Source organism: Rhizobium album, from assembly GCF_003122325.1.
Classification (GTDB): Bacteria; Pseudomonadota; Alphaproteobacteria; order Rhizobiales; family Rhizobiaceae; genus Metarhizobium; species Metarhizobium album.
The window spans coordinates 43,288-56,351 of record NZ_QFBC01000008.1; the positions used below are offsets into that span (position 1 = coordinate 43,288).

At 64.6% G+C, this 13,064-nt stretch carries 9 protein-coding genes; 5 read left to right on the top strand and 4 right to left on the bottom strand.

Annotated elements, in window-relative coordinates; genetic code table 11:
* Positions 1–230 precede the first annotated feature (230 nt).
* Positions 231–2,237, bottom strand: a complete 2,007-nt coding sequence (locus DEM27_RS17850; protein WP_109459614.1) for an amidase — start codon at positions 2,235–2,237, stop codon at positions 231–233.
* Complete coding sequence (locus DEM27_RS17855) at positions 2,234–3,268, bottom strand: agmatine deiminase family protein (protein ID WP_109459615.1); 1,035 nt, start codon at positions 3,266–3,268, stop codon at positions 2,234–2,236. The genes DEM27_RS17850 and DEM27_RS17855 overlap by 4 nt, the downstream gene beginning before the upstream one ends.
* Positions 3,269–3,724: 456 nt before the next feature.
* Between DEM27_RS17855 and DEM27_RS17860 the strand changes: the two genes are divergently transcribed.
* The 4 genes from DEM27_RS17860 to DEM27_RS17875 all read left to right on the top strand — a co-directional run bounded on the left by DEM27_RS17860 (position 3,725) and on the right by DEM27_RS17875 (position 8,131).
* Positions 3,725–4,240: an RNA polymerase sigma factor gene (locus tag DEM27_RS17860; protein WP_109459616.1), complete on the top strand. Its 516-nt coding sequence runs from the start codon at positions 3,725–3,727 to the stop codon at positions 4,238–4,240.
* Between the two features lie 157 nt (positions 4,241–4,397).
* The gene (locus tag DEM27_RS17865) at positions 4,398–5,330 is read left to right on the top strand and encodes a FecR family protein (protein ID WP_109459617.1); all 933 of its coding nucleotides are present in this window, start codon (positions 4,398–4,400) and stop codon (positions 5,328–5,330) included.
* Positions 5,331–5,442: 112 nt separating this feature from the next.
* A complete protein-coding gene (locus DEM27_RS17870; protein ID WP_109459618.1) occupies positions 5,443–7,791 on the top strand; it encodes a TonB-dependent receptor in 2,349 nt (782 codons plus the stop codon).
* Between the two features lie 43 nt (positions 7,792–7,834).
* Positions 7,835–8,131 (top strand): DUF2218 domain-containing protein, encoded by a 297-nt coding sequence (locus DEM27_RS17875; protein ID WP_109459619.1) that lies wholly within the window; start codon positions 7,835–7,837, stop codon positions 8,129–8,131.
* Positions 8,132–8,141: 10 nt separating this feature from the next.
* Here DEM27_RS17875 and fes read toward each other — a convergent pair whose 3' ends face one another.
* Together fes and DEM27_RS17885 are read right to left on the bottom strand one after the other, a co-directional pair.
* Positions 8,142–9,737, bottom strand: coding sequence for an enterochelin esterase (fes, locus tag DEM27_RS17880; RefSeq protein WP_109459620.1), 1,596 nt, complete (start codon positions 9,735–9,737; stop codon positions 8,142–8,144).
* A 9-nt stretch (positions 9,738–9,746) separates the two neighbouring features.
* Positions 9,747–11,960, bottom strand: coding sequence for a TonB-dependent siderophore receptor (locus DEM27_RS17885; RefSeq protein WP_109459621.1), 2,214 nt, complete (start codon positions 11,958–11,960; stop codon positions 9,747–9,749).
* Between the two features lie 191 nt (positions 11,961–12,151).
* On the opposite strand from DEM27_RS17885, the gene DEM27_RS17890 reads away from it, so the two are divergent.
* Positions 12,152–13,027, top strand: coding sequence for a helix-turn-helix domain-containing protein (locus DEM27_RS17890; protein WP_109459778.1), 876 nt, complete (start codon positions 12,152–12,154; stop codon positions 13,025–13,027).
* Positions 13,028–13,064: the final 37 nt, after the last annotated feature.

Here is a 13,064-nt window from a genome sequence, read left to right on the forward strand (position 1 = left end):
CGGCAAGGCTGCGGAAAGCTCCTCATCCGCCTGTCGGCCCTTCCTCCCCGTTTTTGACCGGAAGGGGTATGCCGCTCCGTTTCCGCCACATTCGACGCTGCGTGAGGCAAGTCCCCTCTCCCCGCATGCAGGGAGAGGGTTGGGATGAGGGCAGGCCCAAACGCCGCCGATCTCGCTCAAGATGATTTTGCCGTTCGGCCCGCATCCAGCGTGGCGTCGACAGGAACATCCTACGCTTCGGCACCCTTCGTTTCGACGAAAGCTGCCTGGCCGTCATCGGCGACCGCGATGACGATATGGCCCCACGGGGCACTCCATTCGCTGTGGCGGTAGCGGTTGACGGCCACCCCATGTTCGGCGCGGAACCGGCCGTTCTCCATTGCGGCTTCTACCGGGATACCGTCCACGGTCAGCGAAATCGCCGATGAGCCGGTCTCGCCGCTGATGAGAAGTTTTTCGCGGTCGTCTCCCTCCGCCTCGACGGATACCGTCAGCGTCAGGTTGTCCGAAGCCGTGTCCTGCGCCGAGGGCGCGGCGGCGGTCTCAAGTGTTCCCGTCGTGCGCGGCGGCGCCTGCCGGTAGGTCCCGGTGGCCTCGAAGGCGGCGGCCATGCCCAACAGGTTCGCATCGTCCCAGGCGCGGCCGGCAAAGGTCAGGCCGGCGGGCATCCTTGTGTCGGCCATGATCCCCATCGGCACGGTGACGGTCGGAATGCCGAGATGGCGGATGGCCAGGTTGCCGTTGGCGACCCAGACGCCGTTGCGCCAGGCCAGGGCGGCCGAATCGGGATTGACGTCGGCATCCGCCGGGCCGACGTCGGCCGCCGCCGGGAAGATCACCGCGTCCAGCCCCAGGCGGTCCATCCATTCCTCCAGATCGACGCGCCGGGTCTTCTCCAGGCCGCGAAGGCCTTCCTCCAGATGGGGGATCTGCCGGAGATCGGTCACCGGATGGGCGCGCGCATGGGCCGGATATTCGGTGATCCGGTCGTTGAAGCCGAAATAACGGTCGGGCAGGCTGCCTTCGGGGGCGGGGAAGATCCTGTCGCCATCGACATCCGCCAGCCGCGACAGTTTCGGATCGCCGTTCGCATCGAGAAAATCGTCCCAGGACCACACCGACAGGTCGAAGATTTCCGATGTCAGAAAATCCGGGCTGACGAAGCCGCGGGCGGCGATCGTCGGGCAGCCGGGCCGGTCGCCCTCGTAGTTGCTGACGGCCGGGAAATCGACGACCACCACCTCCGCGCCGGCCGCTTCCAGCGCCCTGCGAGCGGTCTCCCACAAGGCGATGATCGAGGTGCGCGTCTCGATCCTCTGTCCGGTCGGGCCGCCGACACCCGGCTTTTCCGACGTGCCGGCGTCCGGATCGGCGTTGATGTACATCGCCGGCACGCCAAGACGCTTGCCGGCCAGCGTCGCGGTTCCGGCGAGCGCGGGGTAGGAGGCGGGACGCGTCTGCGAGGCCGGCGGGATGGAAATCCACGGCTGGCTGCGCCAGAGATCGCCGCGCGTCTCCGGGTCGTCGGCAACGATGGCGTCGAGGATTTCCAGCATGTCGGCCATGGTGCGCGTGTGCGGCACGACGACATCCATGGTCGGCACCAGCGGCCAGTTGCCGCGCACCGAGATGACGCCGCGGCTCGGCGTATAGGCGCAGAGCCCGTTGTTGGCCGCCGGCGCACGGCCGCTGGACCAGGTTTCTTCGCCGAGCCCGAACGCCGCAAAGCTTGCGGCCGTCGCCGTGCCCGAGCCGTTGGAAGACCCCGAGGCGAAGGCGGCCGTCAGATAGTCGGCATTGTAGGGGGATTCGGCCCGGCCGTAGACGCCGCGCTGCATGCCGCCATTCGCCATCGGCGGCATGTTGGTCAAGCCCATCAGCACCGCACCCGCTGCCCGCAGCCGCGCGATGGCAAAGGCATCGTCGGTGGCGACCAGATCGGCAAAGGCGGGAGAGCCCGATGCGACGGTCAGGCCGCGCACCTTGTAGCTGTTCTTGGCGGTATAGGGGATGCCGTCGAGCGGCCCGAGGCTTTCGCCGCGCTGGCGCCTGAGATCCGCAGCGCGCGCCTCCTCGAACATCGCCGGGTTGAGGACCGGCACGGCATTGAGGGAAATCCCGTGCCGGTCGAAATAGGCGATCCGGGAGAGGTAGGCGGTTACCAGGGCGACGCTGCTGGTGCGGCCGGCTTGCAGCGCTTCGCGCAGGTCGCCGATCGATGCTTCGACGATCTTCATTTGGCCGCCCCCGCTTTCGGCTGCTGTTGCGTGATGCAATGCACGCCGCCGCCGCGGGCGAACAGTTCGCGGGCATCGACCGAAACCACCCGCCGTCCCGGATAGGCTTCGGCAAGCATGTCGCGAGCAACGGCATCGGCTTTTTCCTCGCCGAAACCGCAGGCGATGACGCCGTCATTGACGACGAGATGGTTGATGTAGCTCCAGTCGACGAAGCCGTGGGCGTCGGACAGCGTTTCCGGTGCCGGCAGGTCGATGATGTCGAACGGCCGGCCGCTGGCATCGGTCGCGCCGGCCAGGAGCGCCCGGATCTCCCGCATCACGGCGTGATCGGGATGGGCCGGGTTCTGCTGGTCGTGAAGCAGGATTTTCCCAGGCGCCGGCAGGGTCGCGACGATATCGACATGGCCGCGGGTGCCGAACTCCTCGTAGTCGCGGGTCAGGCCGCGCGGCAGCCAGATCGCCTTCGAGATGCCGAGCGTGCGGGCAAGTTCCGCCTCGACGCGCTCCTTGTCGGCATGCGGATTGCGGCCGGGATCGAGCTGCACGGTTTCGGTCACCAGAACGGTGCCTTCGCCATCGACATGGATGCCGCCGCCCTCGTTGACCAGCAGCGAGGAAACGACGGGCACGCCGACCAATCCGGCGATGAAGCGGGCAAGGCCGCGGTCGTTGGCGGCGTTCGTCCAGGTGCCGCCGCCCCAGCCGTTGAAGATCCAGTCCACTGCGGCAAGCGAACCGTCTTCGGCGGTGACGAAGGTCGGGCCGGAATCGCGCATCCAGAAATCGTCGATGACGCGCTCGACGATCTCGATGTCCGTGCCCAGCATGCGGCGGGCGCGGGCGATTTCGGAAGGATCGACGATCATCGTCACCGGCTGGAAGGCGGCGACGGCATGGGCGACGGCCGACCAGGCCGCATAGCCTGCCTCACGCTCGGCAGCGGTGTCGCCAAGGGTCTGGTTTTCCCGGGGAAACGCCATCCAGACGCGGTCCTGGGGCGCGGTTTCTGCCGGCATTGTCCACGTCATGTCTTCGTCTCCCGATCCCTGTGCCTTCACTCGGCTTTTCATCGCACGAATCCCGCACGTTTCGTGCTCCATGGAATTTGATCAAATTTCCATATCCGAGTATTGTCAAGGCTGATGACGGGAGAGACTGCCGGTTTTGTCGCCTGGAAGCCTTCCCGACACTCGGCGGCCGGTCCTGCGGCAGGCGCAGTCGGAAGCTCTGTGGTTTTTCGGTGACTCCGGCAGCGAAAAAACCGTCGGTTGCCAAACGGGCATGCAGCGATGCAGTTGCCGTCTTCCGGCATGCCGCCAACAAAATCAACGACTAAAGATGAGAAAAGAAGACTAGTTTACGATCCAGGTTGCATATGCGGGGCGCCGCCGGATATTGCCTAGGAAATTCTATGCGTTTATTTCCTGATGTCAGGGAAACGGGGATGGGCGCGCCTGACGCGCATCCCGGAACGGCAGTCGGGAATGACCACGGACGCGGATATCCGGCATGGACTCTATATCGCGCATCGCTCGGCGCTGATCGATTATGCCGCGCGCATTCTCGGTTCGCGCGAGGCGGCGGAAGATATCGTGCAGGATGCCTATCTGCGTTTTGCGCCGGGACGGGTGGGCGGCGATCCGGCGCGCCAGGCGCTGGCCTACCTCTATCGCATCGTTCGCAATCTCGCTTTCGACGTTCTCAAGCGTCGAAAGATCGAGGTTCGGGAACAGGCCGGCGATCCGCCTTTCTGGACGGTGCCGCAAACAGTCGAGACGCCGGAGCAGACCCTGATCCTCAACGACGAGGTTCGCATTGCCGCGGATGTGCTGGCTTCCCTGCCGCGAGACGTGCAGATCGCCGTGGAGATGCATCGTTTCGGCGGACGGACGCTGGACGAGGTCGCGGCGCATCTCGGGATCTCCGTCGCCACCGCCCATCGCCATGTCCGCTCGGCCATGGTCAAGATCGCCATGGCCATCGGCACGGCCGGTTCCTGAAAAACAGCGGGTGCGCCTGAAAAAAAACAGCGCGTCGATCGTCTCTACGAAGAAGGAAAGAATTCGGTTAGAAGTGCCGGCTTGCGGCATCGAGGTCCGAAGCAGGTACGGTTTGGCACGGCAGGACGACAAAAACAGCGTGATTCTGGAAGAGGCTATGGATTGGTTCCTGCGGCTGCGGGAAGAACCACGCCATGCCGCCGTCGAGGCGGAATTTGCCCACTGGCTGCAGCAGTCCGCCGCCCATGCCGAGGCATGGCAAAAGGCCTGCCGGACCTGGGACGTGCTCGGCGACGTGACGCCCGTTCATACAGCCTCCTGGCAGAGCCACAATATCGCGGCATTTTCTCCGCCGCCCTCCCGCCGCCGGGGCCGGTGGATGGCGGCGAGCGTGGCGCTTGCCGCCTGTCTGGTGCTGGCGCTTGCAGGTCCGGCCCTGCTGATCCGGCTGCAGGCCGACTACATGACCGCGACGGCCGAAACCCGCCGGGTCACGCTGGAGGATGGAACGGTGGTCGACATGGGGGCCGACAGCGCCATCAAGGTGGAGATTGCCGGTTCGTCGCGGCATGTGACGCTGCTGCAGGGCGGGGCGTTTTTCGACGTCGCCCATGATGCCGCCCGGCCGTTCACGGTCGATGCCGGCGGCGTCGAGGTGGCCGTGCTCGGTACGGCGTTCGACGTGCAGCTGTCCAGCGAGGAGACGACCGTGGAGCTTGCCCGCGGCATCGTCAGCCTGTCTCCGGAACCGGCGGCCGGCAGGGCCGTCGAACTGGCGCCGGGCGAGATGGCGGTGGTCGATCACGACAGCGGTGCCGTCGTCAAGGGCATGATCGCAGTGGAGGACATCGCTTCCTGGCGCAACGGCCGGCTTTTCGTCAACGACGTGACAATCGCCTCCGTGGTCGAACAGTTGCAGCGCTATCATCCGGCCTGGATCAAGGTCGCCAATCGCAAGCTCGCGTCCCGGCGCGTGACCGGCCTCTACGATCTCGGCAATCCCGACCGCGCCCTGCATGCGCTTGTCGAGCCCTATGGCGGCAAGGTCCATGCGCTGTCGCCCTATCTGCGCGTGCTTGCCGATTTCTGACGGCCGGCAGCAAAAAAATCGCCCGTCGGTGAAAAACATGAGGCAGCTGGTCGTCTTTACCCCTGAGACGCAGCCATGGGGGCGCTGCGGACAAGCAGGAGACTAGGGCGACATGACTTTGCCGGGGTGCAACGCTGGACGGGGTTCGAAGACCAGCACGAGCCGATTTTTTGTAACGCGTCTGCTGGCGACGGTGGCGCTGGCCGGCGTTTCTGCCTTGTCGCTGGCGAGCGTCCGACCGGCGGTGGCGCAGGAGACCACGTCGCGGCTCGGCGCCGCCCGCGATTTCAACATTCCGGCACAGCCGCTCGCCAGCGCCCTGAACAGCTTCGGCCGGCAGTCGGGCCTGCAGGTGACGCTCGCGGCCTCCACGTCGCGCGGCGTGACGGCCAGCGCCGTGCGCGGTTCGCTGACGCCGCAGCAGGCCCTGTCGCAACTGCTTTCTGGCACCGGCATTTCCTTCCGCATCACCGGTGACGGCACGGCCGTGGTCGGTGCCTCGCCCTCCGCGGCGGCTGTCGGCGGTGATACCGTGACAGATGGATCGACGGTCCTGAGGCCGATCCAGGTGTATGGAAACGGCACCAGCGGCGACGGTATCGGCGAAGTCAGCATCACCTCGGAGGATCTGGAGCGCGCGAACCCGACCAATATCGCCGACGTGTTCCGCAACGAGCCGGGCGTTGCCGTCGGCAGCTCGCTTCCCGCATCGCAAAAGGTCTATGTCCACGGCGTCGAGGAAACCAATCTTGCCGTCAGCATCGACGGCAGCCGCCAGAACAACAAGATCTTCCACCACAGCGCCACCAACCTGATCGATCCCAGCCTGCTGAAGGCCGTCGACGTCGATGCCGGCATCGCACCCGCCGATGCCGGTCCTGGGGCGCTCGCCGGCGCCATCAACTACGAAACCAAGGATGTGCGCGACCTGCTCACCGAAGACGGTTTCGGCGGCTCGGTGACCTCCAGCTACAATTTCAACAGCCACACCCTGACGACCGGTGCTTCGGTCTACGGCATGCAGGACGGCTTCGAGATGCTCGGCGCCTTCAGTTTCGGACGCGGCGACGAATTCACGGCAGGAAACGGCGATCTCGTCGGCGGCACGGCGACGGATTTCCTGAGCGGGCTCGGCAAGGTCGCCTACGAATTCGACAGCGGCGACCGTGTCGAACTCAGCCACGAACGTGTCCATGATGCGGCGGCGCGGCCGTTCCGCGCCAATATCGGTTTTATCACCGGCCGTCCGGCCTGGGAGCCACGCGTGCGCGATTATCGCCTGGACCGTCAGAATACGGTCTTCACCTATACGGATGCGACACCGGAAGGCTGGTGGGATCCGAAACTCGTGCTCGCCTACAGCCGCAACACCGTCGATACGATGGGTTACGCCTGCCCGGGTCGCGGCTGCACGGTGCCGACTTCCTATCCGACGATCGGCGAGACCGACAGTTTTAACGGCCGCTTCGAAAACAAGTTCGATGTCGGCATCGGCAACATCACTGCCGGCGTCGATTTCTACAAGGACAGCGTCGATCTGGATGCGGAAAGCGTCGCGCTGGCCTTTTCGGATTCGGCACGGGAAAAGGCCAGCAATGTCGGCATCTATGCCCAGGCAAGGCTTGAGCCCTGGGAGCGGACGCGGCTTTCCTTCGGCGGCCGCGCCGATCATCAATGGTTCACCGGCGTCGATAATTCCGACTGGAGCAACAGCGGCCTGAGCGGCAACATTTCCGGCGAATACGACATCACCGACTTCCTGACGGCCAAGGCCGGTTACGCCCATTCCTGGGGCGGTGTTCCGCTTGCCGAATCCTTCATCCTGAACACGGCCTGGGCCTATGGCGACGGACCCAAGCCGGTCAGCGCCGACAATTACCTCATCGGCCTGGAAGCCAGATATGCGGGCTTCACCGTCGAGGGCAGCCTGTTCCGCACCGATATCGAGGATGCCCGCGTCGCACGCTACAACCCGGCGGCGACCGGCGGCCTCAGCGCCCGCGACCTGGAATCGCGCGGCTTCGAGGTCGGTGCGGGTTACGCCTGGCTCGACGGCTACATCAAGGTGAAATACGCACATGTCGACGTCGATATCGATGGCGCGCCGGCGGATTCCGACACCGGCAACTACCTTGCCGCGCCCGTCGGCGACATCATCACCATCACCGGCGCGCACACGTTCGAGGACTGGGGCCTGACCATCGGCGGCGATATCGAAATTGCGCCGGAATACGATCGGGTCGCCGCCAATGCGCCGGCCTACAAGGCTTACGAGGTCGTCAACATCTTCGCCGAATACAAGCCGGCGAGCCTGTCGCACTTCACCTTCCGCGCCGACGTCAAGAACCTCTTCGACGAGACCTATGCGGAACGCGCCACTTACGGCCAGGAATTCGGCACGGTGACACCACTCTACGAAGCGGGCCGCACCTTCCTGCTGACGGCGAAGGCAACCTTCTGATGCCGGGCCACCGTCGAGACAACGATCATCGGGAGTTTTCCCGATGATCGCCGCAACTGCCATGCTGCCGACCGAGAGCGGCGGCAAATATCTGGTGCAATTGTGCAAACATTTCGCCCATCGCATCGATGTTTCCTACAGCGATGCCTGGGGTGAATGCCGGTTCTCCTGCGGCACTGCCGTCTTGAGGGCCGATGGCGACGGTTTGCATATCCGCACGACGGCGCCCGACGAGGCGCAGTTGGCAGAGACGAAATCGGTGATCGAAAGTCACCTCATCCGCTTCGCCTTCCGAGAAAAGCTGCAATCGCTCGACTGGGTGGAAGCGGCCGCCGACTGAGCCGGTCGGTTCAGCGGCCGAACAGGGCGATCAATCCGTCCGAAATGGCGCCGCGCCAGACGAGATAATCGTGGCCGCCGGCATATTCACGGTAAGAAACCGGCACGCCCTTGGCGACGAGGATGTCGCGCAGGTGGCGGTTGGTTTCGAGGATGCCGGCCGTGCCCTGATGCGGCCCGCTTTCGAACAGGCCGGCAGAGAGGAAGAAGCGCAGCTTTGGCGCCGTGGCTTCCGCCAGCGCCGCCGCCACATATTCCTGACGATCGCGCGGCGTCCCCGCCGGGCTCCACCAGAAGGAGCCGGAAAGGCTGAGGACATTGCCGAAGCTTTCGGGATGCCGCAGCGCCACGGTTGCGGCAGCCAGGCCGCCGTAGCTCGATCCGGCAAGGATTGTCCGCGCCGGCCGTGCTCCCATGCCGGTCTCTTCCAGCACTCGTGGCAGAAGCTCGCCGGCCATGAAATCGGCGAAATCATCGTTGCCGGGCAGTTCGCGCGCCCGGGTTTCCCGATCCGGATTGGGGATGAAAACGGCGACGACAGGCGGTATCGCCTTGGTCTCGATCATGGCGTCGAGAATGGCCGGCAGCGGCACTTTCGACATGTATTCGCTGGCGTCGAAGACGAAAAGCAGGAGCGTATCGGGATCGGCCGGATCGAAGTCCACCGGACGATAGAGGCTGATCGTGCGGCGATTGCCGAGCGTCCCGCTCTCAATGTCGAAACTGGACAGGGCGCCTCGGCGATTAGCATGGTCCGTCAACCAGGGCTGCGCCGGCGCATCGGCGAGTTCGAGCACGGATTCCTGCCTGTAGGCATCGATCGCCTCTGCCGGCCAGGGATGGCGGTTCAATGGATCGGCCTTGGCGGTCGCCAGGATGGCGATGCGCCGGTCGCGGGCGGTTCCCGGCACGTCGGGAACGTCGAAGGCCAGTTGGTAGGAGAGCCGGGTGTCGTTCGGAACGACAAAACTCTTGAACCAGACATCGCTGTCGCCGAGACGCTGCAGTTCCTCATGGTCGCCGGACGGTGCCCCGAACAGGCGGACGTTGCGCTTCGCCCCGCGCGCCAGGAAAGTGACGATCTTTTGGCCATCGGCCGCGTCTTCGATCAGCGGCGTGCCGTGCTTTTCGATAGCCGACCAGAAGGCTTCCGTCGTTCCGCCCTGCGAAAGATCGGCTGCGAGTGTCGTCAATTGCGGGCTCAGCAAGGGATCAGCTGTGGCAATTTGCTCGGTGACCGGCAGGCGTTGGAGGATTTCAAGGCTGTAGTCGCCCGCGCCGCGCGCCGTAAGCTTCAGGTGCCCCGGCTCTTCCCCCTCGACATAGCGGAAATCCACAGCTCCGGTCGCGTCCTCCGCCAGGCGGCGCAGGTGGGCGCCGCCCGGGGTAACGAGGTCGAGGTCGAACCGTCCCTCGTTCACCCGCAGGGTTCCGGTGACGTAGTCGCTGCGTCCCGCCGCTGTTGTGAAGGTCGTCGCCGCGCCGCCGGCCAGATGGCCCAGGCGCGGCATCTTGGGCAGCAGCAAGGCATCGTCCGCCCTAAGCGGCACGGAGAGGATGAGCAGGGCGGACATCGCGGACGACAGGAGACGGAGCGGCAATCGCATTCAGGCCATTTACCAGGTTTTCTTCAGGGTCGCGACGACGCTGCGGCCGGAGCCGTAGAAGCAGGCATAGGCGCTGGCGCACGAGGCGACGTAGGTCTTGTCGGCCAGGTTCTTGACGTTGAGCTGCAGCGACAGCCCCTTCAGATCGGCATTGACGGCGCCGAAATCGTAGCTCGCCATGGCGTCGAACAGCGTGACCGACGGGACCTTGAACGTATCGGTGTTGTTGCCGAAGCTCGATCCGATGTAGCGGACGCCGGCGCCCAGCGTCAGGCCTTCCAGCGCGCCGCTGTCGAAACCGTAGGTGCCCCAGAGGGCGGCCTGATGCGCCGGAATGCGGGCGGGCGTCTTGCCGATTTCGCCTGCGGTGACAGAATCGACGATCTCGGAGTCGATGTAGCTGTAGCTGGCGATCAGCGAGAGATTGTCGCGGATCTCGGTCTTTGCCGAGAGTTCGAGGCCGCGATTGTGGATCTCGCCGATCTGCGAATAGACGGAGCGTCCCAGCGTGCCGTTCCAGGCGCCCATCACCACGTCGTTCTGCGTCAGGTCGTAATAGGCGACGGTCAGCAGCGTGTTGCTGCCCTCGGGCGCATATTTGGCGCCGATTTCGAACTGGCTCGCCGTGGTCGGCGAAAATGCTGCCTGCCCGGGTTCCGGCATCTGCAGCGCCGGTTCGAAGGAGGTCGAATAGCTGACATAGGACGCAATGCCGTTGTCGAAGCGATAGAGAGCCCCGGCGCGCCAGGTGAAGTCGCCATCGTCGTAAGCCTGATCGTTGTTCGAGGTCAGGCGGTCGTCGATATCGGTGCTGGCCCAGTCGTAACGGATGCCGGCCATCAGGTTGAGCTTGCCGATTTCCACCTGGTCCTGCAGGTAGACGCCGGTCTGCTTTGCGGTGAGTTCCTGCAGGTCGCTGGTGTTGAGGGTGAGCGAGGCGTAATCGAAGCCGCCGTAGACGGGATCGGTCAGGTCGATGCTCGGCACCGAAGCCCGGCCCCATTCGTAGTCGCGGCTGCGATAGCGATAATCGAGGCCGCCGAGCAGCGTGTGCGATGCCGCCCCGGTGTCGAATTCGGCCTGCAGCTGGTTGTCGATGGCAAATTGCCGCCAGTTGTCGGTGCCGCCGCTTGCCGAGCGGTTGACGATCGTGTCGAAGCCGGTGACGGGATCGGGGCTGGCATAACTCCAGACCAGCGTGTGGTGCTCCGTGCCCACCCAGTGGAAGCGGGCGTTCTGCCGGAACGTGAAAGTGTCGTTGATGACGCGCTCGAACTCGTAGCCGATCCAGGCCTGTTCGCGGCGGAACCGCTCATAATTCGGGTCGGAAACGAAGAAGTCGCGCGGAACGTAACCGTAGCCGTCGATCGGATCGACCGTGCCGGCGGCGTCGAGGAAGTTGCGGAAGCCGGCATCCGGTTCGTTCTGGTAGCCGCCGAGCACGGTCAGCGTCGTATTGGCATCGGGCGTCCAGGTCACCGACGGCGCGATGGCGAAGCTGCGCTGCTTGGCGAAATTCTCCTGCAGGTCCTGGCTGAGGCCCGTCGCCGCCAGCCGGTAGGCGAAATCCTCATTGCCGGGGATCTTGTCGCTGATGTCGAAGCCGGCGCTGATATGCTTGTCGGTGCCGAGTGACACCTGCACCTCGCGCAACGGCTGGTCGGTGGGCTTCTTGCTCACCATGTTGACCAGACCGCCCGGATTTGCCTGCCCATAGAGCACCGAGGAGGGGCCGGAGAGCAGCTCGACGCGTTCCAGCAGGTAGGGGTCGACCTTCGCATAAGAGAGATCACCGGCCAGGAACAGCCCGTCGAGATAACGTGGCACGTAATAGAAGCCGCGTACGAACATCTCGTCGCGCAGGTTGGAGGCGCCGCGATATTCGGTGAAGACGCCCGGCGTATAGCGCAGCGCTTCGGCGACCGAGCCGACATCCTGGTCCTGCATCTGGTCCTTGGCGACGACGGCGATCGATTGCGGCGTCTTGGCGATCGGCGTGTCCGACTTGGTGCCGGAACGGCTCTGCTTGGCGACATAACCGTCGACCGGCCCGCCGCCCTTCTCCTGGCCCTTGGCATTGAGATTGATGGTTTCCAGCGTCGTCGCCTGGGCGCCGTCGCTGTCCTGGGCCTTGGCCGCCGACAGCGCGATAAGACTGACCGCTGCCGCAAGCGCCGCCCGCTGCGCCAGCAAGGATCCGGTGGAAAGGAAAGAACGCGCCATAGCCGATGCCCCCATCATGCGATAATCCGCCCCCTGGCGGGAGGCGGTAAACTTGATTGACGGCCTCATGTATATGGTTAGGATAGAGTTGCTGTCGACCGCAAAGACATTGGCAAAAACGGCAAAAAACTACGCGCAAACGGCAGGCTCGGCCGAAAGCGGCAATGGCTTCAGACATGGAAATGACCGCAATGCAACAGAGGATTCTCCCCGACGTTCCGCAACACCTGTTCGTCGGCGCCATGGACGGTGTCACCACGTGCACGCCGGACACCGAGCTTCATGATATCTGGCCGAAATTCATCGTCATGGTCATCCTGCAGGGCGAGCAGCATTTCACCATCGATGGCCAGCGTTTCGATATCGATGCCGGGCACGGGCGGGAGGCGAGCCCGGTCGTCTTCATGCTCAACGTCGCCCGTTTCTGCAAGCTGCAGTTCATCAACGACAGCGAGGTGCCGCTGCGCAAGGTGATGATTTCGGCGCCGTTTCCCTGGGTCGAACGGCTGATCCAGTCCCAGCCGGACGGCATGCCGAAACTGGAAGCCTTTTTTGCCCAGCATCTCAGCCAGTTCAGCTTCCGGCCGAGCCAGCATATCGTCCACCTGTCGGAACAGATCGTCGATCCGCCGTCGGCCATGCGCGGCGAGTTGCAGACGCTCTATCGCCGCTCGCACGCCATGGACATCCTTTGCCACGCCTGCGCCCTGCTTCTGGAAAGCGAGGAGGGCGCTTCCGCCCGCGCCGGACTGATGAGCCGGCGGCAGAGCGAAAGGGTGCGGGAGTACATCGCCGCCAACATCCGTCGCGACCTGACGCTCGAAACCATCGCCCGCGAGGTCGGCCTCAGCACCTCCTCGGTGCAGCGGCATTTCAAGGAGCATTTCGGCCTGACGATCTTCGAGTTCATTCGCCAGAAGCGTCTGGAAAGCGCCCGCTGGGCACTTGAAAGCGACGGCGTGCCGATCGCCCAGGCGGCCTATATCGCCGGATACAACAACCCTTCCAGCTTCACCACGGCGTTCAAGAAGGCCTACGGCGTTTCCCCGAAATACCGCCGCGCCTGAACGCCACAGATTTGCCGGCGATGTTGCCTCGCGGTGA